Origin of the sequence: Robertmurraya mangrovi (genome assembly GCF_034427655.1) — a bacterium.
GTDB classification, from domain to species: Bacteria; Bacillota; Bacilli; order Bacillales; family Cytobacillaceae; genus Robertmurraya_A; species Robertmurraya_A mangrovi.
This window is the reverse complement of sequence record NZ_JAXOFX010000007.1, coordinates 112,164-136,629: the sequence shown is the minus strand read 5'-3', so window position 1 is coordinate 136,629 and position 24,466 is coordinate 112,164. Positions and strand designations below refer to the sequence as shown.

Below are 24,466 nucleotides of genomic sequence, written 5' to 3'. Positions count from 1 at the left end.
ACAATTTATTAATATGTTTACCTAATTTGTTTTTTTAATTAGCAAAATTTTCATTAGTCAATTGGTTTGAAATTGAGTGTAGCTAAGGCTGTTTCCTTAAACCTTTGTTAAGTAAGAAGGAATAAAACACCTTATAAGAACACAGTCATAACTCATGTGTAAGTAATTTGCCCCCCTCCTTTCTAACCCTTAATAGAGCATATGGGAATGCAGTGTAATATTATGATTATTAGTTTGAAAATTTTAAAAATAGGACAGAATTTCCTATATTCTAAACTGGTACTTATCGTATATAATTTCACAGTATTTGTAATTTAGAAAGGATGGTAATGAATTGTATTCTGAAGTGAAAGACCATTTAGTTCATCGGAAAGAAAGTATTTACTTTGCACTTGTAGTTTTATTTAGCATCTTATCGTATATCTTTCTTGCTATATCCGTAATTGGAATTGCTATTGTATTATTAATGATATTTGTTTCCGTTATTTTACATGGTTTAATGATGGGTGGAATAAGAAGAAATGGCGTAAAACTTAGCTTAGAGCAGTTTCCAGAGCTGTATGAAAAAGCCACCATGGTAGCAAAAGATATGGGAATATCTAAGATGCCAGATATTTATGTGGTTGAGTCTGAAGGAGTACTAAATGCGTTTGCAACGAGATTCTTTGGAAGAAACATGGTTGTTTTATATTCAGGAATTTTCGAATTGGTTGAAAGAGGAGCCGATCAAGAAGTTCTATTTGTCCTCTCTCATGAATTTGCTCATCTTAAAAGAAAACATGTAACCATCGGCATTCTTCTATTACCTGCCATGTGGATCCCATTCGTAGGTAATGCTTATTTACGAGCTTGTGAATATACTTGTGATCGTTATGCTACGTATTATATTCAGGATTTAAATGCAGCGAAAAATGCTCTACTTATGCTGGCTATTGGTAAAGAGCTATATGGGAAAGTGAATCAAGAGGCTTACATGAAACAGATTGAAACAGAGGAAGGAATCTTTGTTTGGTTGAGTGAGAAATTATCTACACATCCTCATCTTCCGAAAAGAGTCTATGAAATTAGCAAACTTTTTGATGCCGACTGTACGATTGAACTGAAAGAGCCTAAGAAAAAAGTATGGATTGGATTGACCGTACTCATGGCTGCAACGATTGGGATGGGAGTTATCTCATTTGTCGGGTTAAAAGCACTAGAAAAATTGGATCTATTCTCAGAAGCGATGATGGGATTAGAAAGTGCTAGCCCTTTAATGGATGCAGCTAGTACAAATGATGTGGATGAGATTGCAAGGCTCATTAGTGAAGGAGAAGACGTGAATCAAGCCGATGATGAAGGATCAACTCCACTGCATTGGGCTATTCAAGATTATAGTTATGAAGCCGTAGAGCTTTTATTGCAAGAAGGTGCCAATCCGAATACAGCAAACATCTATGATACTACACCGTTAATAAGTGCTGTGTTTATGGGAGACGCTGAAATGGTAAGTTTATTGCTAGAGTATGGTGTGGATACGAATTACGTAGATTCAGAAGGTTATACTGCATATGACTATGCAGTAGAATATGAATATAATGATATTATCGAGTTGCTAGAAAACCGCTGATGAAAGCTGCCTATTTGGGCAGTTTTTTTTTCTATTCGTAAAAAATCCAAACCTTTTCCATTATTATCCGTATATACTTACATACAGGAGGGAAAATGTGTGAAATTGTTAGACGTACAAATAAATAAAGCAGGGTATGAAAAAGATGCTGATACGATAAGAAATATAAATTTTACTCTTGAAAAAGGAGAATTAATTGGTTTGATTGGACCTAACGGTGCTGGAAAAAGCACAACGATTAAAACCGTATTAGGCCTGATGGAAAATGTTACGGGAACAATCACCTTTTCGGACCAAGTACGTTATTCTTATTTACCGGAGAGACCCATTTTCTATGATGAGCTTACCTTATGGGAGCATTTGGATTTTGTTGCATCAGTTGAAGGATTAGAACAAGAAAAATATAAAAAGTTTGCAATAGAACTCCTTCGTACATATAAGTTAGAAGAACATGCTCACCAGCTTCCAGCGACTTACTCAAAGGGGATGCAGCAAAAGGCCATGCTTTTATTAGCCTTAATTACGGAGCCAGATATTTATATTATAGATGAGCCTTTTATAGGATTAGATCCTCGGGCCATGAAGTTGTTTTTAACTTCCATAGAAGAAGAGCGAAAGCGTGGGGCAGGAATCATCATGTCTACTCACGTTTTAGATACAGCCGAGAAAGTATGTGATCGTTTTTTACTCGTGAATAATGGCGAGCTTGCAGCCTCAGGAACTCTCGAAGAAATTCGTACAAAATGTAATCTTCGTGAGGCATCCTTATTTGATTGCTTTCATTTAATTGCTGAGGAATTAGTACATGAATAGTTTAGAATTGTTTTTTGCTAGAGTTAGAAGTGAATGGAAATTTCAATATGGAGTGATCAGGTCCATTGCCGATTGGACGATTATTCTATACATTCTCATCCCTTGGTTAGCTGTATTAGCGATGGTTTATCGCTCGTGGTGGATAGAAACTCCACAATGGTTGGTTGGGTCTCCACTGTCATTATTTTTCTTAGTAGGCTATTTAATTGCGTGGAGCGGAAGTTTTCGGACTTTTATCTCAGAAGGGGATAGAGTGTTTTTAATTAAGAACCGAAAGCTTTTTCTGAGCTTAAAACAATGGGGGATGTACTATACACTAATCATCCAGTTTCTCTTGATTGGGTTTTTTACCGTTATGTGCATTCCATTCTTCATAAAGAATTACGGGCTTACCGGTGAGGAAATCATCTATTACTTTCTATTATTCTTCGGGCTAAATGTCTTCCTCATGTATGTGAAAATTTGTTTGAGAAATATCCAGCGAAATATATTTAGGAAAGTGATAGGGATATTTTACTTTTTCACCATTGGAGCCATTTCTTATATCATCTATGGCTTGTGGCTTAATAAGTTTTTCCTTTTCCTACTACTTATCATAATCGTTACTTTTACTGTCGCAATCTTCTATTATAAAAAAACGTTAAACAGAACAAGCTTATTTGATACTCAACTTCAGACAGAAAAGGAAGAGAAGTTAAAGTATATAAGTGCTATCTATCAACTCTCTTATGAAATAGAAAAAACGAGTAAAGTTAGCCGGTCTAAACCATTGTTCTTCCGTCATTCAAAAACCATTTTTAAGGATAGAAATGCTAGAAATGCCTATATAGAATTATTTATAAAAATCTTTATTCGAAATAAATCGTATTGGCAAACATTTTTACAAATGATTTTTGTCACGGCATCTGCTTTAATCATCGTTCCACCCATTTGGATAAAAGTCCTTTTATTTGGGGGATTTATATTTATGTTGTATTATTGGCTGTCCATTGTGTGGGAAAGAATAATCGTTTCTCACCCGCTGTTTAAAAAATACAAGAATGACGACAGTTACTTCAATGCCAAAAGAAAAACAGTCAATGCAGTTATTAGTATAGCTGTTATAGGATTAGCTGTAGTCGTCACTTTTGGTATGATGATTATAAGCTCTTATATGTAAGGTGAAAATCCTAATCTTATAAAGGAGACATTCTATGATACTATTTCAACGTTTGTTTAAGAGTATTTTGTCCTTAAAAACTTCCTTTATTGGGCTATCCAGTGTTCTATTAATTGTGGTAAGTGTTCTTGTTATGAGATGGATTGAACCTAATACCTTTCCTACTTATTTTGATTCTTTTTGGTGGGTGATGACGACTGTCACAACAGTAGGGTATGGAGATTTTTATCCTATTTCCGTACCAGGGAGATTGTATGCTGTATTTTTATATTTGTTTGGAATAGGATTGATCGGGATAGTTATTGGAAAATTAGTAGACGGATTTGCAAAGTTTCGTGCAAAGAAAGAGGAGGGTAAGATGAGTTACAAAGGTAATCATCATGTTGTCATTGTTGGTTGGTCCAAAAGGGCAGAATATACGTTAGATGAGATTATAAAAGCGGATCACAATCTAGAGGTAGTACTTATAAATACTCTAGAAAAAACCCCCATATCCCATTAACGCGTCCATTTTATTCATGGAGATGCAGCAGACGAAAACGTGTTGCAAAAGGCTAATATAGCACATGCAAGAAGTATTGTTATTTTTTCTGATGACTCTATTAAAGACAGTCAATTATCTGATGGCAAGTCTTTGCTTATTGCAACTGCGATAGAAAGATTGGCGGGAGATCTTCATATTACCGTGGAAATTCAAGTTGAAAAACATATAGAACTTTTTAGACATGTTTCTGTGGATGAATTTATTATCTCTGATGAAATGATATCTAGAATGGCTGCTCAATCTGTACTTGCAAAAGGTGTAACAAAAATATATTCTCAATTAATGAGCAGGCAATTGGGTGATGATTTATATCAAATACCTGCAGCAGCTAGGTGGAATACATACCGTGATGCGTTTTATGATTTATTAGAGAATGGAGCTACGTTAATTAGTGACGGAGATGCGTTAGACATTAATAGAAGATTAGATGAAAAAATAGCTCCAGATTCTACCCTTTATATTGTTTGTAATAAAGATACTTATGAAAAAATTAGGAGGAATGATTAGTGAGTTCTATACAGTGGTCAAAAGAAGTTGAAGATCGAAAAGAGTTACTAATAAAAGATACTCAAGAGTTATTACATATAAAAAGTTTATTAGATGAAGAGAATGCAACAGAAGAAGCCCCTCTAGGGGAAGGGGTTAAAGAAGCACTAGATTTTATGCTAAACCTTGGTGAAAAAGACGGTTTTGTTACTAAGAATGTTGGCAATTTAGCTGGTCATATTGAATTTGGTGAAGGAGAAGAAAGTGTTGGAATCCTTTGTCACGTTGATGTAGTACCTGAGGGGGATGGCTGGTCAAGTGACCCTTATGCAGCTGAGATAAGAGATGGAAAAATCTTTGCACGTGGTGCGATTGATGATAAAGGACCAACTATGGCAGCCTACTATGCCATGAAAATTGTAAAAGACTTAGGTTTACCTTTAAGTAAGCGTGTTCGAATGATCATAGGAACAGATGAAGAAAGTAAATGGAGATGCGTTGACCATTATTTTGAGCATGAAGAAATGCCGACAATTGGCTTTGCTCCAGATGCAGATTTTCCAATAATCAATGCTGAAAAGGGAATAGCCGACTTTGACTTTGTTTTAGGAAAAATGACAGGTGAGGTAGAAAAAGAAGCTCATGCAGAAGTAATTTCTTTCCAATCAGGAAGAAGATATAATATGGTTCCTGATTATGCTAAGGCTTCTCTATATGTATTAAGCGAACAAACCGCAGTTCTTCAGCGTTTTGATGACTTCTTAAAGGAACATCAAGTAACGGGTAAGTATCACGTTGATAATGGGGAGCTTATCTTAGAAGTAGAAGGGGTATCCGTTCATGGAATGGAACCAAACAATGGGAAAAATGCAGGCTTATTTTTAGGTGCATTCCTCAATGAATTGCAGCTTGATCGTTACTCAGCTCAATATTTTTCATTTTTAACGAAACATTTCTTTAAAGATTCAAGAGGAAAACAACTGGGTGTTGCTTATTCAGATGATATTACTGGTGAATTAACTATCAATGTTGGAGTTCTATCATTCAATAAAAATACAGGAGGTAAGATAGGATTAAATCTACGCTACCCTGTAACAACCAAGATTGATGAAACAAAAGAGACATTAGAAACCGTATCAAAAGAGTTTGGCTTTACTTTAGAGAACTTCTCTAACTCTAAGCCGCACCATGTGGATGAAAAGGACTTCTTAATTCAAACGCTGAAAAAAGTTTATGAAGAGCAAACTGGCGAAAAAGCGGAGTTACTTTCTATAGGTGGAGGTACGTATGCAAGGTCGTTAAAATCTGGAGTAGCGTTCGGACCATTGTTCCCGGGCAGACCAGATAGTGCACACCAAAAAGATGAGTATATAATCATTGATGACTTATTAAAAGCAACTGCTATCTATGCACAAGCAATTTATGAGTTAGCAAGATAAATTTAAAACACCATGACTATACTACAGTAGTCATGGCGTTTTTGTTTGGTAAGGAAAGATTATTCGAATTGAAACAAATCACTAGATAAGTAACGTTCACCGGTATCACAAGCAATGCAAATAACAACCTCATCAGGCTGAAGTTGTTTTGCCACCTCAATTGCAGCAAAGCAAGCTGCACCTGAAGATGGACCAACTAAAATCCCTTCCTCTCGAGCAAGTCGACGCGTAATATCATATGCTTCTTCATCTAAAATTTTATGAATTTTATCATACACATTTTGATTTAAAATTTCAGGGATAAATCCAGGGCTCGTTCCAACTAATTTGTGCTTACCTGGTTTTCCCCCAGATAATACAGGGGATCCGGCAGGCTCAACAACATGAACTTGTATTCCCGGATACTCTTCTTTTAGAACTTCCCCCGTTCCAGTAATCGTTCCACCTGTACCTGCAGTAGCTACAAAAGCTTTTAATGGTTTACCAATTTCCTTCATGGCATCAATAATTTCTAGAGCTGTTGAACGGCGGTGTGCATCTGGATTAGCCTCATTTTCAAATTGCATAGGAATAAAACTGTTTGGGATTTCTTCAGCCAGTTTCAACGCTTTCTTAATGGAACCAGGCATTTTCTCATCGCCAGGGGTTAACACCACTTCGGCCCCGTAAGCTTTTAAAATATTTATTCTCTCTTGTGTCATCGTATCTGGCATAACTAATATGGATCGGTATCCACGAGCGGCAGCATTCATAGCAATACCAATGCCTGTGTTTCCGCTAGTAGGCTCAATAATGGTAGAGCCTTCTTTTAAGAGCCCTTTCTCCTCTGCAGTAACAATCATGTTAAATGCTGCGCGATCCTTAACACTTCTACTGGGGTTATAAAACTCAAGTTTCAAATAAACTTGGGCTCCGTTTTCTGGTGCTAAACGATTTAATTTTACAAGTGGTGTATCACCGATTAAATTAGATATATTATTAACAACCTTCAAGTTCATTGTCCTCTCTGTTCAAAAATACGATAAGTTTAATTTTCCCTATTAAAGGAAATCTAACAGTACTGGCTTTAAAAAGTAATTAGATTTATTCATATGATACAAAACAGTTCTAATGCTTTCAAATAAAGAGCCCCGGACGAAGACTGGAGTATTATAAAAATCCAAATTTTTAATAAATAATTAAAAAAGTTCCAAGAAAGGACGTTATAATGAGTAAGAATACACATTATTTTTATGCAGTGAGTTTACCATCTGAAGCTAAGCGCTTATTACAAGAGGAAACCAATCGCCTTAAGGAGGAGCTGTCCTTTAGTCGATGGGTTCATCAAGAGGATTATCATATAACGTTGGCATTTTTAGGCTTTGCACCACAGGAACAATTACATAAATCAATCGCTATCATAGAAAAAAAACTTAAAAATAATCATTCCTTCCCTTTGTTGATCCAAGGGCTAGGGACGTTTGGGAGAAACGATTCTCCAAGAATTTTCTGGGCTGATGTAGAGCATAAGCAAGCTCTACATAACATTAGAAACGAAGTCTATTCTGCATGTGTGGAAGCGGGGTTTGAACTAGAGAAAAGACCGTTTAAACCTCATCTTACTTTGGCTAGAAAATGGACAGGAGAAACAAGTTTTAACCCGGAGTCATTAATGAAAATGGATATAGCAGGGATTCCTTTCGAGGTGACAGAGGTGGTCTTATATCAAACCCACTTAGACAGGACGCCTAAATATGAAGCTGTACACACTTTTTCACTACACAATAGATCATAAGAAATTCTACAAGGCAGGTCAAATTAGTAATGGGACAGTTAATCAAATTGCAAGATTATGTTTCAAGATACGAAAGGGATATTTTTTTATATCCCTCTCGTTATGTTCGGTTAAAGAAACAGCAATGGAATAAAGTATATTCAGCATGGGAAAATCAATCGATGTTTGAAGAATTAACAGAAACAGAACCTGAATGGTTAGAGGAAGAAAAGCAGCCTTTTTTTGATAAAGTAAAGGGGTTATTAAAGTTTGGAAAGAAAGAGGCAGAGGAAGAGGAAACCTACCAAATCGAGGAACCTCATGATGAGGAAGAGAATATGTTTCAGTTCTCACCTAACTTTTCTTCTCAGCCTGATACTTTAGATGAGTTGAAACAACAATTTTTAGACCAATTGTTCCGTTTTCAAATGAAATGGGCTAGTACTACGATAACAGAACAATCTTTCGTCGATAAAATGTTTTATTTTGATGAAAGGTTAAAATATTTTCTACAAAGATTCCCTGATACTTTCCTAGTTTTATATCATCCCATTTTCTTGTTGAAAAAGGCTCCTGTAGAGGTTGAAACCATTATCATAACGCCAACAGAAGTGTATTGTATAACATTTTTAGAAAAAGAAGATCTATCTGTATATATTGGTTCAAAAGAGCGTTTTTGGACAAAGCGAAATCAAACCTCAGAGGAAAAAGTATTAAATCCTCTTTTAGCTTTAAATCGGACAGAGAAAATTGTTAAGAAAATATTTGAGTTGTATGAAATTGAGATGCCTACTCATAAAGTAGTATTAAGCAGAAACGGATATTTTGATTATCCTTCAGCCCCGTATGATGTTCAGCTAATAGAGAAAAGAAACTATGATAAATGGTTTGAATCAAAAAGGGCACATCGTTCTCCTCTTAAAGCTATTCAGTTAAAGGCAGCTCAAGCATTGCTGCAATATTGCCAAACAACAAGTGTTAGAAGACTCGAGTGGGACGTCGTAAAGGAGAAACCGATTCAAGATTAAGAACGGGCGAGGGGATAGCTAAATGAGAAAATTATATTTTATTATTAACCCTCAAGCTAAGAACGGACAATGCCAAAAACTTTGGTTACAAATAGAGCAGCAGTTATGTGAACGTAACGTCTCTTATTTTGCTTTTTTCACCAAGTATAGGGGAAATGCTAGGGAAATTGCCGAATCTTTATCCAAAAAGTCAGATGGAGATGAAATCATCATTACCGCTGTTGGAGGAGACGGGACCTTACATGAAGTGATTAATGGAATAGTAGGACATCCTAATGTGTTGGTTGCCTATATTCCTGGTGGCTCGGGGAATGATTTTTCAAGAGGCTTCTCTGTCCCCAAAAATCCACTTGAGGCTTTAGATGTTTTACTACGACTAAAAGCAAAAAATCCATTAGCAATAGATGTGGGGAAAATAACCAACCAAGAGCAAAATCAAACCTATTTTATTAATAATATGGGAGTCGGGTTTGACGCTCTCATTTCGAAAAAAGCGAATTGTTCAAAAGTAAAAGGCTGGTTAAATCGAATGTCTCTTGGAAGACTGGTATATGTGTACATTTTATTAAGGGAAATGTTTACTTATGAATGCCGAGAAGTAACCTTAACAATTGATGGTGAACCTTATCAGTTTGATTCAACATGGTTTGTGACTGTCTCCAATCAACCTTTTTATGGTGGAGGAATGAAAATATCTCCGAATGCTTCTCCTACGGACGGAGTATTAGATGTGACGGTTGTGCATAAGCTTTCTAAGATAAAACTGCTCCTCGTTTTTATAACTGTTTTTTGGGGAGGACATATCACATTCAAAGAAGTAAGAACTTTAAGAGGTAAACAAATTTCTATTCAGTCGTCACAGCCGCTTGATTGTCATGCGGACGGTGAACATATTGGGCAAACACCTTTAAAGATTCAGGCTTGTAAACATGTGTTACCTTGCGTTATAAGGGGAATACATAGTGTAGAGGAGTTAAAGGAGTTGAGCTTAAGTGATCGCCATTGAACGAATTTTTTACGCTTATTTAGATGAAATCCAAGTCATCACGATATTACTCCCGAAAAACTATCATGACGGACAATCCTCAAAGTTTTATTTAATACAAAGGGATTATCAAGAACTATTAACCATTAAAGAAAAAATAGAATTAGAAGATTCCATCAAATATATATGTATTAGCCCTATTCCACCGGAAATTGGCCAAACTTATGAAATTATAGACGAGTATGGAGAAAAAACAGATTTGCAAATTGGGGCAGTAATCCGGACAAAAGAGTTTGATGAACAGTTCTATTATGACGGTTGGTTAGGTGTAAAATACAACCAAACGGAAACGGTCGTTAAATTATGGGCTCCAACAGCAACAAAAGTAAAACTGAAACTAATGGACCAAGACGGTAAACATGATGAATCAGTTGATATGATTCGAGAAGAACAAGGTGTATGGTCTGTAAATATTCAGAAGGACTTAGAATCCTATCACTACAGTTTTCTAGTTTGTATCAATCTAGAATGGAGAGAGGCTGTAGATCCGTACGCTGTCGCTGTAACTGCAAATGGTGAAATAGGAGTCATTGTCGATTTAAATAAGACTAGCATAAAAAGAAATCCAATCCTTCCCTTGTGTTCTCCAGTAGATGCCATCATATACGAAACACATATACGTGACCTTACCATTCATCCAAACAGTGGTGCTAGGAAAAAAGGAACTTATGTAGGTGCTTCCGAGGTAGGGACTAAAACTAGAATGGGCCACAATACAGGACTATCCTATCTTAAAGAATTAGGCGTGACCCATATTGAGTTTTTGCCCTTTAATGACTTTGAAGGTGTAAACGAGCTAGGAGATAAGAGTGACTATAATTGGGGTTACAATCCTACGCATTTTAACGTGCCTGAGGGTAGTTATAGTAGTAATCCGAACAACCCTTATGCGAGAATAATCGAGCTAAAAAAGATGATTCAAGGTGTCCATGAACAAGGACTAGGAGTCATCATGGATGTTGTTTTCAATCATGTGTATATTCGAGAAACTTCATCTTTTGAAAAAATTGTTCCAGGATACTATTTTAGGCATGACCAATATGGAATGCCTTCAAACGGTACAGGAGTTGGAAATGATATTGCCTCAGAAAGATTAATGGTAAGGAAATTTATTATTGATTCAGTTCGATTTTGGAAAAAGGAATATGATATGGATGGTTTTCGTTTTGATTTAATGGGTATTCTGGACGTCGAAACAATGAATGCAGTTCGAAAAGCCATTGATGAGGTCGATCCAAGTACCATTATCATTGGTGAGGGTTGGGACTTAAACACCCCTATACCAATCGAAAAGAAGGCTAGTATTAGAAACCAGTCCCAGCTCCCTCGTATTGGGCAATTTAATGACTGGTTTAGAGATTCGATTAAAGGTAGTACATTTAATATCCATGACCGAGGTTATGTACTCGGGACGGAGCATTACTTTGAGTCTGCCAAGCAATTATTAGCTGGAAGTATTGGGTTAGGGAAAAAGGAAAAAGGCTTATTTCTAGAACCAATACAGAGTGTGAACTATATAGAGTCTCATGACAACCATACTTTTTGGGATAAGCTTTCAATATGCGGAAACGGAATACAGGAGGACATTCTGAAAAGACAACATCGGTTAGCCACAACCATGGTTTTACTATCCCAAGGTATTCCTTTCCTACACAGTGGCCAAGAATTTTTCCGAACGAAAAAAGGAATCGGAAACAGCTATCGCTCACCTAACGAAATTAATTGGTTAGATTGGGACTTAAGAGATGAAAACGATGAACATGTTCAATATATTAAAGGAATTATCGCAATTAGGAAATCACACCAAGCTTTCAGACTCCCTACCGCTCAACTAATCAGGAAACATCTCACCTTTATCCAAACGACAAAACCTGTTATCGGTTATATGCTCCAACAAGTGAGTGACTACGGAAATTGGGAAAAAATTATTGCCTTATTCAACCCGTTAATGGAAGATATAGAGGTAGAGCTACCCGAGGGAGATTGGAAAATTTTAAGTAACGAAAATAAGGCCAGTGGGAATCCTATTGGGGAACAACCTTCAAAGATTATTCCTGTAAAAGCGGTAAGTAGTTTTGTTCTAGTTAAATAGATGAATTAATAAGTCGTTTTTTTATTAATGTATATTTAAATTAAAAGCTGAGTTGATTGGAGCGGAAGGCACTTGACTCCTGCAGGATTAGAGGAAATGGGAGACCCCACAGGCGGCACGCCGAGGAAGCTCCCATTCCTCCCGAGGAGGAATTCGCTCTTTGAAAAAATCGGTTTTTGGATTTTTTCATTAATTCCTCCCTGCGGAAAGCAAGTGCCTGGAGCGGAAATCAACAGACAAACTAGAAACAACCAAAAATGTTATCCCTAAAAAACATCTTATACCTAACATACAATCAATGCAAAATATGTCACAATTAAGCAGTTCATAGAGGTACTTGACGAAAAAAGCCATTTGGAGATAAAATTTATAAAGATAGCTATTGTTGTACTGCTACAATAGCTGTCTTTTTTATTCCTAGAATACATTTGCATATAAGCATTTTTAAAAATAAGTTTATTTTAATATATTGTTATAAAAAAATATAAAGTTGAATTACAGCTGTTTACGAATGGCTTTAAATGAAGGTGAACAATTTTGGAACACTTATTTGGACAAGAATGGGAGATTGTCCCTGCCGGAGGGGCAACCGGAGAAGCTTTTTTTGCTCAACATGACCAACAGAGACTATTTTTAAAACGCAATTCCTCTCCTTTCCTTGCCGTTTTGTCAGCAGAAGGTATTGTTCCTAAACTCATTTGGACAAAAAGACTGGAAAACGGGGATGTCATCACAGCACAACAGTGGCTTGAGGGCAGGGAACTAAAACCTTCCGAAATGGATCAAATAATGGTGGCCAACTTACTTAATAAAATTCACCGATCTGAACCTTTGTTAGGTATGTTAAAAAGGCTGGGCAAATCCCCGCTAGAGCCCAACCAACTTTTAAAAATATTAGAGTTGGAACTGGATGCTGAATTAAGAGAGCTTCCTGTTGTTGAAAAATCCATGACTTTCCTTAATGAAGAACTTACAAAAATCCGTTGTGAGGAAAAAGTGGTTTGTCATTGTGATGTTAACCATAACAACTGGCTGCTGTCTGATAACAACCAGTTGTATTTGATTGATTGGGACGGAGCCATGATAGGGGACCCAGCAATAGACTTAGGGATGTTATTGCATTGGTATATCCCTCGAGACAAATGGGAGGATTGGGTAAATCTTTATGGTATTCAACTAACAGACCATTTATTGTTAAGGATGAAGTGGTATGTTATTTGTCAAACTTTAACTAGTATTCAATGGTATAAAAATAAAACTCGCTTTGAAGAAATGAATAGATGGGTTTTATATTTAGAGAACAGTTTTTAAGAGAATTGATCAATATTCGTAACCCATTCAGATAGCTGTTGTTGATGAGATTCAATATGTTGGTCTAGGTCAGTTGAGTTCACTCCATGTTGGCTATAACTATAGATTTCCTGTAGGACATCTTTTACATTATTGTTGACATCTGCATTAATCATTAATGATTTGACCAATCGTTCCAACTGTTCGCATTCTGCAACCGACCCACAACAATCGGTTTGGTGATTGTTTAATATATCTTTTAACAAGTTCACTTGATCTTGGGAGTTAATTGGCATGTGTTTGCACACCTCTTCTTTCAGGTTTTAATAGTTTATGAAAAGGAATTCACATTTAGGTTGTGGATTCCTTTTTTGATTATACACATGATTTTAGTGCAGATTTATAGCCATATCATACACATAAATGGTTATGCTAACAGTAGCTATATATATATTCTCCCCATTATAAAATTTGAATTCATCTTTAGGACCTTTTGCTTATCTGTCTGTAATTTTAGGTTGCATGAACTCTAGTTGCATGATATTGTTTGAACGATATTATTTTTTAGGGGTGTCTACATGCGTTTAAGAAACAAACCTTGGGCTAAGGATAAATTAGAATCTTACCCACAGTATGTTGTTGCTAATCCAGCTGATCATAAAGGGAAATGGCATGAAGTTTTTGGGAATAACCATCCTCTTCATATAGAAATAGGAACAGGAAAAGGACGCTTTTTATTAGGAATGGCAAAGGCTAATCCTGATATAAATTATATTGGTATTGAATTGTATGAAAGTGTTATTGTGTCTGCTCTAGATCGCTTGATTGAAGAAGAATTACCAAATTTCAAGCTGATGAATGTTAATGCAGTAGATTTAAGAGACTTTTTTGAAAAAGGGGATGTAGACCGAGTTTATTTGAACTTCTCTGATCCTTGGCCGAAGAAGCGTCATGAAAAACGCCGTTTAACTTATCAATCATTCTTGAAAATCTATGAAGACATCCTTGTAGATAAAGGAGAAATTCATTTTAAGACAGATAATCAAGGGTTGTTCGAATCTTCACTTATGAGCTACTCAGAATATGGACTAATTTTAAAATATATTAGTTTAGACCTACACAACAGTGATTTTGAAGGAAATATTATGACGGAATATGAAGAAAAATTCTCTTCAAGAGGAAGCAGAATTTATCGTAGTGAGGCTCAATTTCGTTAAGGAACATTAAAGCTTATCCATCGGATAGGCTTTTTTTAGTATGACTAAAATATTGATTTCTAAATATTTCAAATGTTCCTTTTATAATGTTACAATAAGAGCAAAAGAACCAAGGGGGATATGGATGGAAACGTTACAATTAGATACTTGTAAGCTTACATGGCTAAATGGAGGAGTGACTCATTTAGATGGAGGAGCAATGTTTGGAGTTGTTCCTAAGCCACTTTGGTCTACTAAATATCCTAACAATGAAAACAATCAAATCGAGCTCCGGACAGATCCAATTCTAGTTCAGTTTGAAGGAAAAAACCTATTGATTGAATCCGGAATAGGCAAGGGTAAGTTAAATGACAAGCAAAAGAGAAACTTTGGGGTACTCGAAGAATCCGATATTGCAGCGAACCTGGAGGAGTTAGGTCTAACATTTGAGGATATAGATTACGTTTTAATGACTCATCTGCATTTCGACCATGCATGCGGATTAACGAAAAATGTAGATGGTCAATTTGTTTCGGTCTTCCCAAATGCTAAAATTATTGCATCTCATATTGAATGGAATGAAATGAGAGAACCGAATATCCGGTCTAGGAATACATATTGGAAAGAAAACTGGGAAGCTATTGTTGAGCAAGTTGAAACTTTTGAACAAGAGTGGGAACTAGGGCCAATTAAAATGGTGCATACAGGTGGACATAGCGATGGACATGCTATTGTCGTGATTGAAGATGGAGGCCAAACCGTTGTGCATATGGCTGATATTATGCCAACACACGCCCATCAAAATGTTCTTTGGGTTATGGCCTATGATGACTTTCCTATGAATTCAATTTCAGCAAAACAGAAATGGTTAGAATATGGACTGAAGAAAAATGCATGGTTTACCTTCTACCATGACGCCGTTTATCGTGCAGTTAAATGGAACGAAGAGAATAAAATAAGTGAGTCAATCAATCGGAATAGAAAATAATCCCCGTTATAGGGGATCATTTTCTAAAAATGCTTATATCCTATAAGCATCAATGATGGAACCTGTTCTTGCATCAGCGACGAACTCGTATTGCTCCATTTGCCCATTAATATTTCTGGACACACCGCCTTTATAAACGGTAAATGAGAGATGTTCCTTTTCATAAGGCTCTGTTTTCATGTGAATCCAAGAACCACTAATAGGACCTAGTTCTTTAAAAGCCGCCTTTGCACTTGCTAAAGCTTTTTCAGAAGAAACGTACGATTTAGCTGAAATAATCTCTTTTGTAGCATAGCCGCTAACAATACCAATACCTAATCCTAACAAGAAGGATTTCCAGTTCAATAGTAAAACCCCCAGTCTTATCCGAATCGATTTAGTTACATCATAACAAAAATAGAACCATTCATTAAGTGTTTAAACAATGAGAATATGTTAATTTATATATATCCGTTTTTTATTATACATAGGTCATATGAAATAAATGAACTTAAAAGGAGTAGAAATTTATGAATAAAAAAACTTTGCAACTTTTTAACACATTAACAGAACTGCCAGGTGCTGCTGGAAATGAACATCTAGTACGCCAATTTATGCGTGAACAGTTAAATCAATATGCTGATGAGGTTGTACAAGACAAACTTGGCGGGATTTTTGGGGTTAAAAGAGGAGACGAGACAGGTCCAACTGTCATGGTTGCGGGGCATATGGATGAAGTTGGATTTATGGTTACGGGTATTACTGAAAATGGAATGATTCGTTTTGAAGCACTTGGAGGTTGGTGGAGCCAAGTTTTATTAGCACAGCGAATGCAAATTATTACGAGCAATGGCCCTGTTGTAGGGGTTATTGGATCTATTCCTCCGCACTTGTTAGATGAAGCAAAAAGAAACAAACCGATGGAAATGAAAAATATGTTAATTGATATCGGTGCTGACAATAAGGAAGATGCTCTAAAGATTGGAATTAAACCTGGGCAACAAATCGTACCAATTTGCCCATTCACTCCAATGGCAAATAATAAAAAAATCATGGCTAAAGCTTGGGACAACCGCTATGGATGTGGTTTAGCTATTGAATTGTTAGAAGAAGTAAAAGATGAAAAGCTTCCTAATATCCTTTATTCTGGTGCAACTGTTCAAGAAGAAGTAGGATTAAGAGGAGCTCAAACTGCTGCTAATATGATTAAACCTGATATATTCTTTGCTCTTGATGCAAGTCCAGCAAACGATATGACAGGTGATAAAAATGAATTCGGCCAATTAGGGAAAGGAGCTCTTTTAAGAATTTTAGACCGTTCAATGGTTACTCATCGTGGAATGAGAGAATTCTTATTAGATACTGCTGAGACGCATAACATTCCTTACCAATACTTCGTTTCTCAAGGCGGTACAGATGCAGGAAGAGTCCATACTTCTAATGAAGGGGTACCAAGTGCAGTAGTTGGAATCTGTTCAAGATATATCCATACATCAGCATCTATTATTCATGTGGATGACTATGCTGCAGCAAAAGAGTTACTAGTAAAACTTGTAAAAGCAAGTGATCGTACAACGGTAGATTCTATTCGACAAAATAGCTAATAAAAGAAGGGGGACTCCTAAAAGGGTCTCCCCTTTTAAAGTAATAAAGGAGAATTTAGTTATGAAAATCATTATTGGTTCAAAAAATCCAGCAAAAGTTCATGCTGTTAAAACCGCTTTTACCGGAGAAAATCTCATTTTTGAAAGCTTGAATGTACCTTCTGAAGTAAGCGAACAACCTTTCTCTGATGAAGAGACTATTCAGGGGGCCATCAACCGAGCCAATCATGCCATAAACTTAGGAAACGGAGATATTGGAATAGGCTTAGAGGGTGGAGTTCATCAAACGAAACATGGATTATTTCTATGTAACTGGGGAGCTTTAGTTACAGTTGGTATGGCTCCTATAGTAGCTGGAGGAGCTAGAATACTGCTCCCTGAGGAGATAGCAAAACGGTTGTTAAACGGAGAAGAGCTTGGACCCGTAATGGACGACTATGCCAAAAAGAAAAATGTTCGAAAAAACGAAGGAGCCATTGGAATATTTACAAATGGTCTAGTCAATAGGGAAGAAATGTTCAACCATGTCTCCAAGATGTTAGTCGGCCAATATCAATATAAGATGAATAAAGGAGAATAATATAAAGCCTTTAATCCATTTTTTTATAGATGAAGCTTGTCAGAGCAATAGGCTAGAGTTATGATAAAATGGAAGACATCGTTCTATGCTAGGAGGAAAAGGGATGAGGGTGTTCAAATTAACCCTATTTTATATAGTAGCTCTCTTAATAGTAAGCGGATGCCAAGCTTCATTTGATAAAGAACAATCAGAGACAAAAATCGCGGTTGAGGAAGCATTTAAGTCAAATCCTAAAGAAACAAATAATAAAAATAACGATATAGAGTTTTATTTACCATTTGGGTATGAGATAGAAGACGAAACACCAAATAATATGATCATGAAAAATGGCTCTAAAGCTTATATACTCTTTTATAACCAACAAGAACAACAAAACAGTAAGGTAGTTTACACTTCAACTCTTAAGCAAAAAGAATTTGAAGTGGACGAAACTTTTGAAAAAGATAATCGATTCGGCTTCATGCTAATTAAAAAGATGGAGAATGACCTAAACGAATTAACTGTTGGTATAGGTGGAGTTAAAATTTCAGCAGAAGTTAAAACAAAAAACTTAGCTAGTGAAGCGGCTGCAATGATGGATATCGTTCGTTCGGTAAAAGTGAAATGATAGGTTCTAGCTTTACTATTAAAACGCATTAACTAACGAAAGGGTCACTCCTTTCGTTTTTTTGTATTTTTTCAGAAATAGTGCAACATAAAGGTAGGTCTTCATAAAATAAAATTTTAACTACCTAGTTGATTGGAGCGGAGGCCACTTGACTCCTGTAGGAATAGAGGGAATGGGAGACCCCACAGGCGGGACGCCGAGGAGGCTCCCATCGCTCCCTACGGAAAGCAAGTGGCCGGAGCGGAAATCAACGGACAAAATTATTAGTAATAAAAATACATACTAAAGCTATTTATAACTCTTTATAGTATAGATGGAACCATACTAGTTTCTAGGAGGAAAACAGATGAAGTCATTCCTTCAAAAAAAAGGAGTCACTCTTTCAGCAAAAGTTTACTTTATTGATGCACTTAGCAGCATGGCACTAGGGTTATTTTCTTCCTTAATCATTGGTCTAATCATCCAAACCATTGGAAACCAGTTGGGTGTTATATTTCTAACCGACATAGGTACAAAGGCGATGGGGTTATACGGTGCTGCCATTGGAGTTGCTGTTGCATACGGCTTAAACGCACCACCTTTAGTTCTTTTTGCAGCCATTGTTAGTGGAGCAGCTGGAGCTGAATTAGGGGGACCTGCTGGAAGCTTTGTGGCCGCTCTCATTTCTACTGAAATTGGAAAGCTTATTAGTAAAGAAACAAAGATAGACATCATTGTGACGCCATTCACTACCATTTTTGTTGGGTATACAGTAGCTGCAACGATTGGTCCAGGAATCAATTACTTGATTAAGGGTCTGGGCAGTATCATAATGTGGGGAACCGAACAAAGGCCGATAGTGATGGGAGTGGTTGTAGCTGTCCTTATGGGATTAGCTCTAACCGCACCAATCTCTAGTGCCGCAATTGCCTTGATGCTTGACTTACACGGACTAGCAGCTGGAGCGGCAACGATTGGGTGTGCAGCTCAAATGGTTGGCTTTGCGGTAATCAGTTTTCGTGAGAACAGATGGGGTGGACTGATTGCACAAGGATTGGGTACATCTATGTTACAAGTGCCTAATATTGTCAGGAACCCATTAATTCTGATTCCCCCAACTGTAGCTGGTGCTTTACTCGCTCCCATTGGTACCACTATATTCTTGATGGAAAATAACGCAGCTGGTGCGGGAATGGGAACGAGTGGACTTGTAGGACAAATCATGACATTAACAACGATGGGCTTTAGTGGAAATGTATTTTTCAAAATTGCTCTATTGCATTTTGTTGGACCACTTGTAATAAGCTTGTTATTATCAGAATATATGAGGAAAAAGGGATGGATCAAAAAGGGTGATTTGTCCATTCAAATGGGAGGAGAAAGAAAATGAAAAAGCTTGAATCTCTAGAACAATTTGAACAATTAAAAGGTAATGGTAAACATATATTTATGTTCTCCGCAGACTGGTGTCCTGATTGCAGAGTCATTGAACCGTTTTTACCAGCTGTAGAAGAAAAATATAGCCAATATACATTTATTTATGTAGATCGAGATGAATTCATCGATTTATGTGGTGAACTTGATGTTTTTGGTATTCCGAGCTTTATTGCATATGAGAATGGAAACGAGCTTGGAAGATTTGTAAGCAAGGATCGTAAAACTCAGGAACAAATTGAATCATTCATTGAAGAATTAGTTTAAAATAAATTTGGCGAATACGTTATTAAGATTCCCCCGTCAACTTTGAGATGGGGGACTTATTATTGTACAATGAATAACGGAAGCTCCTATGAAGGAGGAAGAGATATGAAAATGGATAGTAATAAATTAAGAAGTGAGCTTGAAAATAGATTAAAGAGCCCTAATCGAAGTTTTATTTTTGATCGTAAAAAGGATGAACTTAGGGTTGAAAATAAAGAGACAGGTAAAGGAATTACGGTTTCCCTACCTCCTATTATTGCAAAATGGGAAGAGAAAAAAGAAAAGGCTATTGATGAGGTTGTCTATTATATTGAGCAGGGTTTGCAAGCGATGAATGGACAAGTTCAATTGGCGGGTAAAGAGAAAAGGATTTTTCCTGTAATCCGTTCGACCTCTTTCCCCACGGAAAACAGTGAGGGAACAGCCTTACTTTTCGATGAGCATACAGCGGAAACTAGGATTTATTATGCTCTCGATTTAGAAAAGACGTACCGCTTAATTGATCAACAGCTTTTAGAAAAAGAAGGTTGGGAATTTGAGCAAGTTCGGGAAATTGCTCTGTTTAATGTAAGATCCCTTTCCACCAGTATGAAAAGTGATACGGTGGCAGGGAATGTATTTTACTTCCTTAATCAAAATGATGGCTATGATGCGAGTCGTATTTTAAATGAATCATTCTTGAAAGAGATGAAAAACCGTCTTTCTGGTGATATGGCCGTAGCCGTCCCACACCAGGATGTATTAATCATTGCGGATATTAAGAATGACACAGGATACGACATTTTAGCCCAGATGACGATGAGCTTTTTTGCAAGTGGTAGGGTACCAATTACTGCCCTCTCATTTTTATATGAAAATGATGAATTAGAACCTATCTTTATCCTAGGGAAGAATAAAAGGAAAGGGGAATAATATGAACGTTTTTTATAATAAAGAGGGTATAGGGGATACATTGCTAATCTCTATAAATGATGTGCCCACATTAGATATTGATTTTGAGAAAAATGGAGACGTTACTCGTATTTTTAACAAGAATAACGGTGTAACATCCGGATTTAATTTGTTCAATATATCTAAGTTTATGACAATAGAGGGTAATGGTAATGTTAATTTAACGGGAGAGCTTCTAACTAAAATCAACCAAGTGATTCGTGAAAATGGCTTTGAAGAAGTGTTAGAGGCTGATTTCACACCAAAATTCGTTGTTGGTTATGTAGAGGAAAAGGAAAAACATCCAAATGCCGACAAACTGAGTGTCTGTAAGGTAAACGTAGGGACTGAGGTTCTTCAAATCGTTTGTGGTGCACCAAACGTTGACGAAGGGCAAAAAGTCGTGGTAGCTAAAGTTGGGGCTGTTATGCCTAGTGGTCTAGTAATCAAAGATGCAGAATTACGTGGAGTCGCCTCTAGCGGGATGATTTGTTCAGCTAAGGAACTAGACTTACCAAATGCTCCACAGGAAAAAGGCATACTAGTACTTCCTGACGATCAAGAAATCGGTAAACCATTTTTATAATAGCAATTTTTGGGTCACAAAAGTCTCTTTTGTGTCCTTTTTATTTTTGGTAGAAGTCACTATACATGGGTAAATCACCCCTTTATATGGTCTCATTACTATTTTATCTCGAAATTTTATGATTAACTGATAAAATAGGTAAGAGATAGAAAGTAGAAAGAGTGATTATATGAGTTGGATTAAAAAGTTATTTCACATGTTTAAGAATGAAGAGCAAGAAAAACATGTTGAATACATAGAAGAATCTTTTGAAGAAATGAATATAGAAAAAAGTGAAATTACTACAATTACTAACAAGCAAAAGCAAAAAGATGTAGATGCTAGAATTGCCTATCAATATCCAAAGGGACAGTTCAGGTTCCCTTTAATACCCGATGAAGCCCCAAAGCCTGAGAGAAGAGAAAGAAAAAGAGAACGACAACTAGAACAGACTCTAGAAGATAATTTAAGCTTGATTCGTGAAGGGACACAAAGGGATCGGACGAGATTAAGACAAGAAACACCAAGACAAGTTCAAGAAACTCCGGCACCTAGAGTGAAAGAAGTTAGACCAAACCGTGAAAAAAGAATAGAAAGTGTTGAACCTCCAAAAAGAAGACAGGCGGAAGAGAAACAAATAGTCAAACCAAATTATTCAAAGCGACCTTTTCGACCAACGGAGATTCCGTCACCTATTTATGGATACGAAAAAAGACCTGTTAAAAAAGTAGAACCAGAAGTAGTGGAATTTGAACTAAATCATTTTGAAGAAGATGATGTATCAGGAGTGGAAGTCAATCATCTAGATGTTAACAGTGATTCTAAGAATCATGAAATGGAACAAAATACTAATTCTCAACAACATATAAGCGAGAAGAGTATAGTTGTAAATTCAAAAGTAGAAGAGTTTGCAAATCACCTTTTAGAGGAAAATCATTTACAGGAATCGCTCATTCAAGCAGAAGAAAATGAAGAAAACCTAGAGCCGGTTAACGAAACTCCTTTGCTAGAATTGTTACATTCAGAAAATGAAGTAATAGAGACGTATAAAGAATTCGATGTCCCGGTTCAGCATTTGGAGACTGAAATAGAGTTTCAAGATGAAACACTCGAAATTGATTCACAGAATATGGACGAAGAAGCTAGCAACGAACATATAGGGGTAAAAGAAGAAGCTCAGCCTAGTATAGAAATAATTGAAAATAATCATGTTGAAGAAAACGAGTTTGAAAACAATAATATAGTTGAGTTATCACCACCTCCTACGAAAAGAAACCATCTTCCTTTTAATGTCTTAATGCTGAAGGAAGACAGAAGAAAGCTTGAACAACGTAAATTGCTTGAGATTGAAAGACAAAGAATCACAGGAGATAACCAAATACAAGAATTCAATCAAGCTCCTATCGAAAAACCTGTATTAAATGAAGAAGTAGGAACTCCGTTTGATCCTGTACATTTAGAAGAATCTTCATTTGAACTAGGGGAAGTTGTTGAGGTAAGAGCAACTGAAGAATCATCTCAAACATTTCAGGCTACAACACTAGAGAACGAATTGAATATAGAGATAGAGACGGCTTCACAAGCACTAGACGAAGGTGAATCTAATCCTTACTATGTATTTCCGTCAATGGATCTTTTAAAGCCACCTGTTATAGTGGAAGAGAATTCTACATGGATAACAGAACAAGAGCATTTACTAAACGAAACATTAAAGAACTTTAATGTTCGAGCAAGTGTAGTAAATGTCACTCAAGGGCCTTCTGTTACTCGTTTTGAGGTACAGCCTGAGCCTGGGGTAAAAGTGAACAAGATTACGAATCTATCTGATGATATCAAGCTTAGTCTAGCTGCCAAAGATATTAGGATTGAGGCACCTATTCCTGGTAAACATACGATTGGGATTGAGGTTCCTAATCAAAGTAGCCGACCAGTATTGATTAGCGAAATCATAAATACACCTGAATTTATTGATAATCAATCTCCATTGACTGCTGTACTAGGTCTGGATATTTCAGGGAAACCTATTGTTACTGATTTAAGAAAGATGCCACATGGTTTGATTGCGGGTGCAACGGGTTCAGGAAAAAGTGTTTGTATTAATACAATCCTTGTAAGTTTGCTTTATAAAGCGAATCCAAGTGAACTAAAGCTACTTCTCATTGATCCAAAAATGGTGGAACTTGCTCCATATAACCAAATTCCACATCTCGTGAGCCCTGTTATTACAGATGTTAAGGCTGCAACAGCCGCACTAAAGTGGGCAGTAGAAGAGATGGAGAGAAGATATGAATTATTCGCCCATACAGGTGTAAGAGATATCAATCGATTTAATGAAATAGCGGAAAACCATAATAGACACTCTGATAAATTGCCTTTTATTGTGATTATCATCGACGAGCTTGCAGACCTTATGATGATGTCACCAGCGGATGTAGAGGAAGCGATTTGCCGAATTGCCCAGAAAGCTAGGGCTTGTGGAATTCACTTAATCATTGCAACACAAAGACCTTCTGTAGATGTTATCACAGGGTTGATAAAGGCGAATGTTCCAACTCGTATTGCTTTTTCTGTATCATCACAAATTGACTCACGTACCATTATTGATATAAGTGGTGCAGAGCGCCTACTTGGACGAGGAGATATGTTATTTTTAGAAAATGGATCTTCTAAACCTGTACGTTTACAAGGAACCTTTGTATCTGATGAGGAAATCGACGATGTAGTTGCTCACGCGCGAAGGGAACAGCAGCCTAATTATTTATTCGAACAAGAAGAACTTTTGAAAAAGTCACAGTCCATTGAAGAAGAGGACGAACTCTTTTTTGAAGCTTGTGAATTTGTGATTGAAAATGGCGGTGCATCTACATCAAGCCTACAGCGCCGATTTAAGATTGGTTACAATCGTGCGGCACGTTTAATTGATATGATGCAGGAACAAGGATATATTTCTGAAGCTCGTGGAAGTAAGCCTCGGGACGTTTTAATTACTCAATCAGAACTAGAGTCCATCCAAGACACTAGTACAATAAGTTAATACATGTTATTCTTTATGTGATGTTTTACTACTATGATATTTTTT

General features: G+C 36.6%; 24 protein-coding genes. 21 read left to right on the top strand and 3 right to left on the bottom strand.

Features of this window, described 5'->3' with window-relative positions; translation table 11 throughout:
- Positions 1 to 334: 334 nt before the first annotated feature.
- From SM124_RS12525 to pepV, 6 genes are all read left to right on the top strand, one after another.
- Complete coding sequence (locus SM124_RS12525) at positions 335 to 1,609, top strand: M48 family metallopeptidase (RefSeq protein ID WP_322446878.1); 1,275 nt, start codon at positions 335 to 337, stop codon at positions 1,607 to 1,609.
- 99 nt (positions 1,610 to 1,708) lie between these two features.
- Complete coding sequence (locus SM124_RS12520) at positions 1,709 to 2,422, top strand: ABC transporter ATP-binding protein (protein ID WP_322446877.1); 714 nt, start codon at positions 1,709 to 1,711, stop codon at positions 2,420 to 2,422.
- Positions 2,415 to 3,581 (top strand): ABC transporter permease, encoded by a 1,167-nt coding sequence (locus tag SM124_RS12515; RefSeq protein WP_322446876.1) that lies wholly within the window; start codon positions 2,415 to 2,417, stop codon positions 3,579 to 3,581. The genes SM124_RS12520 and SM124_RS12515 overlap by 8 nt, the downstream gene beginning before the upstream one ends.
- Before the next feature lie 34 nt (positions 3,582 to 3,615).
- Positions 3,616 to 4,083 (top strand): potassium channel family protein, encoded by a 468-nt coding sequence (locus SM124_RS12510; protein ID WP_322446875.1) that lies wholly within the window; start codon positions 3,616 to 3,618, stop codon positions 4,081 to 4,083.
- A 12-nt stretch (positions 4,084 to 4,095) separates the two neighbouring features.
- Entirely contained in the window at positions 4,096 to 4,632 is a 537-nt protein-coding gene (locus tag SM124_RS12505) for an NAD-binding protein (protein WP_322446935.1), read from the top strand.
- On the top strand, positions 4,632 to 6,050 hold the full coding sequence (gene pepV / locus SM124_RS12500; RefSeq protein WP_322446874.1) for a dipeptidase PepV: 1,419 nt from the start codon (positions 4,632 to 4,634) through the stop codon (positions 6,048 to 6,050). Before SM124_RS12505 ends, pepV begins: the two co-directional genes overlap by 1 nt.
- A 59-nt stretch (positions 6,051 to 6,109) precedes the next feature.
- Here pepV and cysK read toward each other — a convergent pair whose 3' ends face one another.
- Positions 6,110 to 7,042, bottom strand: a complete 933-nt coding sequence (gene cysK, locus SM124_RS12495) for a cysteine synthase A (protein WP_407691404.1) — start codon at positions 7,040 to 7,042, stop codon at positions 6,110 to 6,112.
- Positions 7,043 to 7,257: 215 nt separating this feature from the next.
- Between cysK and thpR the strand changes: the two genes are divergently transcribed.
- From thpR to SM124_RS12470, 5 genes are all read left to right on the top strand, one after another.
- On the top strand, positions 7,258 to 7,824 hold the full coding sequence (gene thpR / locus SM124_RS12490) for an RNA 2',3'-cyclic phosphodiesterase (protein ID WP_322446872.1): 567 nt from the start codon (positions 7,258 to 7,260) through the stop codon (positions 7,822 to 7,824).
- A 29-nt stretch (positions 7,825 to 7,853) separates the two neighbouring features.
- On the top strand, positions 7,854 to 8,831 hold the full coding sequence (locus SM124_RS12485) for a nuclease-related domain-containing protein (RefSeq protein ID WP_322446871.1): 978 nt from the start codon (positions 7,854 to 7,856) through the stop codon (positions 8,829 to 8,831).
- Positions 8,832 to 8,853: 22 nt separating this feature from the next.
- Positions 8,854 to 9,837, top strand: a complete 984-nt coding sequence (locus SM124_RS12480) for a diacylglycerol/lipid kinase family protein (RefSeq protein WP_322446870.1) — start codon at positions 8,854 to 8,856, stop codon at positions 9,835 to 9,837.
- A complete protein-coding gene (gene pulA / locus SM124_RS12475) occupies positions 9,824 to 11,968 on the top strand; it encodes a type I pullulanase (protein WP_322446869.1) in 2,145 nt (714 codons plus the stop codon). The genes SM124_RS12480 and pulA overlap by 14 nt, the downstream gene beginning before the upstream one ends.
- A gap of 537 nt (positions 11,969 to 12,505) precedes the next feature.
- Positions 12,506 to 13,279, top strand: coding sequence for a phosphotransferase (locus SM124_RS12470; protein WP_322446868.1), 774 nt, complete (start codon positions 12,506 to 12,508; stop codon positions 13,277 to 13,279).
- On the opposite strand, the gene SM124_RS12465 is transcribed toward SM124_RS12470, so the two are convergent.
- Complete coding sequence (locus tag SM124_RS12465) at positions 13,276 to 13,554, bottom strand: YtzH-like family protein (RefSeq protein WP_322446867.1); 279 nt, start codon at positions 13,552 to 13,554, stop codon at positions 13,276 to 13,278. The two genes, SM124_RS12470 and SM124_RS12465, sit on opposite strands and share 4 nt — an antisense overlap.
- Positions 13,555 to 13,836: 282 nt before the next feature.
- Here SM124_RS12465 and trmB point away from each other — a divergent pair, with 282 nt between their 5' ends.
- A complete protein-coding gene (trmB, locus tag SM124_RS12460) occupies positions 13,837 to 14,475 on the top strand; it encodes a tRNA (guanosine(46)-N7)-methyltransferase TrmB (RefSeq protein WP_322446866.1) in 639 nt (212 codons plus the stop codon).
- A 124-nt stretch (positions 14,476 to 14,599) separates the two neighbouring features.
- On the top strand, positions 14,600 to 15,442 hold the full coding sequence (locus SM124_RS12455) for a YtnP family quorum-quenching lactonase (protein WP_322446865.1): 843 nt from the start codon (positions 14,600 to 14,602) through the stop codon (positions 15,440 to 15,442).
- Positions 15,443 to 15,475: 33 nt separating this feature from the next.
- On the opposite strand, the gene SM124_RS12450 is transcribed toward SM124_RS12455, so the two are convergent.
- Positions 15,476 to 15,787 carry a PepSY domain-containing protein gene (locus tag SM124_RS12450; protein ID WP_322446864.1) on the bottom strand — a complete coding sequence of 104 codons (312 nt, stop codon included), beginning with the start codon at positions 15,785 to 15,787 and terminating at the stop codon, positions 15,476 to 15,478.
- Positions 15,788 to 15,951: 164 nt separating this feature from the next.
- Between SM124_RS12450 and SM124_RS12445 the strand changes: the two genes are divergently transcribed.
- The 8 genes from SM124_RS12445 to SM124_RS12410 all read left to right on the top strand — a co-directional run bounded on the left by SM124_RS12445 (position 15,952) and on the right by SM124_RS12410 (position 24,421).
- Positions 15,952 to 17,025: a M42 family metallopeptidase gene (locus tag SM124_RS12445; RefSeq protein ID WP_322446863.1), complete on the top strand. Its 1,074-nt coding sequence runs from the start codon at positions 15,952 to 15,954 to the stop codon at positions 17,023 to 17,025.
- Positions 17,026 to 17,086: 61 nt separating this feature from the next.
- Positions 17,087 to 17,605, top strand: a complete 519-nt coding sequence (locus SM124_RS12440; RefSeq protein WP_322446862.1) for a DUF84 family protein — start codon at positions 17,087 to 17,089, stop codon at positions 17,603 to 17,605.
- A 103-nt stretch (positions 17,606 to 17,708) separates the two neighbouring features.
- Positions 17,709 to 18,212: a hypothetical protein gene (locus tag SM124_RS12435; RefSeq protein WP_322446861.1), complete on the top strand. Its 504-nt coding sequence runs from the start codon at positions 17,709 to 17,711 to the stop codon at positions 18,210 to 18,212.
- 346 nt (positions 18,213 to 18,558) lie between these two features.
- On the top strand, positions 18,559 to 19,581 hold the full coding sequence (locus SM124_RS12430; protein WP_322446860.1) for a PTS sugar transporter subunit IIC: 1,023 nt from the start codon (positions 18,559 to 18,561) through the stop codon (positions 19,579 to 19,581).
- Complete coding sequence (locus tag SM124_RS12425) at positions 19,578 to 19,892, top strand: thioredoxin family protein (protein ID WP_322446859.1); 315 nt, start codon at positions 19,578 to 19,580, stop codon at positions 19,890 to 19,892. Before SM124_RS12430 ends, SM124_RS12425 begins: the two co-directional genes overlap by 4 nt.
- Before the next feature lie 111 nt (positions 19,893 to 20,003).
- Positions 20,004 to 20,804: a DUF1444 domain-containing protein gene (locus SM124_RS12420; protein WP_322446934.1), complete on the top strand. Its 801-nt coding sequence runs from the start codon at positions 20,004 to 20,006 to the stop codon at positions 20,802 to 20,804.
- A 1-nt stretch (position 20,805) separates the two neighbouring features.
- The gene (ytpR, locus tag SM124_RS12415) at positions 20,806 to 21,408 is read left to right on the top strand and encodes a YtpR family tRNA-binding protein (RefSeq protein WP_322446858.1); all 603 of its coding nucleotides are present in this window, start codon (positions 20,806 to 20,808) and stop codon (positions 21,406 to 21,408) included.
- Between the two features lie 169 nt (positions 21,409 to 21,577).
- The gene (locus tag SM124_RS12410) at positions 21,578 to 24,421 is read left to right on the top strand and encodes a DNA translocase FtsK (RefSeq protein ID WP_322446857.1); all 2,844 of its coding nucleotides are present in this window, start codon (positions 21,578 to 21,580) and stop codon (positions 24,419 to 24,421) included.
- Positions 24,422 to 24,466: the final 45 nt, after the last annotated feature.

What these genes read in the sequence shown, in the direction of transcription:
- SM124_RS12420 (WP_322446934.1), top strand. Translation starts at nt 20,004, where the DNA reads ATGGATAGTAATAAATTAAGAAGTGAGCTTGAAAATAGATTAAAGAGC.
- trmB (WP_322446866.1), top strand. Translation starts at nt 13,837, where the DNA reads ATGCGTTTAAGAAACAAACCTTGGGCTAAGGATAAATTAGAATCTTAC.
- SM124_RS12435 (WP_322446861.1), top strand. Translation starts at nt 17,709, where the DNA reads ATGAGGGTGTTCAAATTAACCCTATTTTATATAGTAGCTCTCTTAATA.
- SM124_RS12485 (WP_322446871.1), top strand. Translation starts at nt 7,854, where the DNA reads ATGGGACAGTTAATCAAATTGCAAGATTATGTTTCAAGATACGAAAGG.
- SM124_RS12515 (WP_322446876.1), top strand. Translation starts at nt 2,415, where the DNA reads ATGAATAGTTTAGAATTGTTTTTTGCTAGAGTTAGAAGTGAATGGAAA.
- SM124_RS12465 (WP_322446867.1), bottom strand. Translation starts at nt 13,554, where the DNA reads ATGCCAATTAACTCCCAAGATCAAGTGAACTTGTTAAAAGATATATTA.
- thpR (WP_322446872.1), top strand. Translation starts at nt 7,258, where the DNA reads ATGAGTAAGAATACACATTATTTTTATGCAGTGAGTTTACCATCTGAA.
- SM124_RS12440 (WP_322446862.1), top strand. Translation starts at nt 17,087, where the DNA reads ATGAAAATCATTATTGGTTCAAAAAATCCAGCAAAAGTTCATGCTGTT.
- SM124_RS12445 (WP_322446863.1), top strand. Translation starts at nt 15,952, where the DNA reads ATGAATAAAAAAACTTTGCAACTTTTTAACACATTAACAGAACTGCCA.
- SM124_RS12455 (WP_322446865.1), top strand. Translation starts at nt 14,600, where the DNA reads ATGGAAACGTTACAATTAGATACTTGTAAGCTTACATGGCTAAATGGA.
- SM124_RS12430 (WP_322446860.1), top strand. Translation starts at nt 18,559, where the DNA reads ATGAAGTCATTCCTTCAAAAAAAAGGAGTCACTCTTTCAGCAAAAGTT.
- SM124_RS12480 (WP_322446870.1), top strand. Translation starts at nt 8,854, where the DNA reads ATGAGAAAATTATATTTTATTATTAACCCTCAAGCTAAGAACGGACAA.
- SM124_RS12425 (WP_322446859.1), top strand. Translation starts at nt 19,578, where the DNA reads ATGAAAAAGCTTGAATCTCTAGAACAATTTGAACAATTAAAAGGTAAT.
- ytpR (WP_322446858.1), top strand. Translation starts at nt 20,806, where the DNA reads ATGAACGTTTTTTATAATAAAGAGGGTATAGGGGATACATTGCTAATC.
- SM124_RS12410 (WP_322446857.1), top strand. Translation starts at nt 21,578, where the DNA reads ATGAGTTGGATTAAAAAGTTATTTCACATGTTTAAGAATGAAGAGCAA.
- SM124_RS12510 (WP_322446875.1), top strand. Translation starts at nt 3,616, where the DNA reads ATGATACTATTTCAACGTTTGTTTAAGAGTATTTTGTCCTTAAAAACT.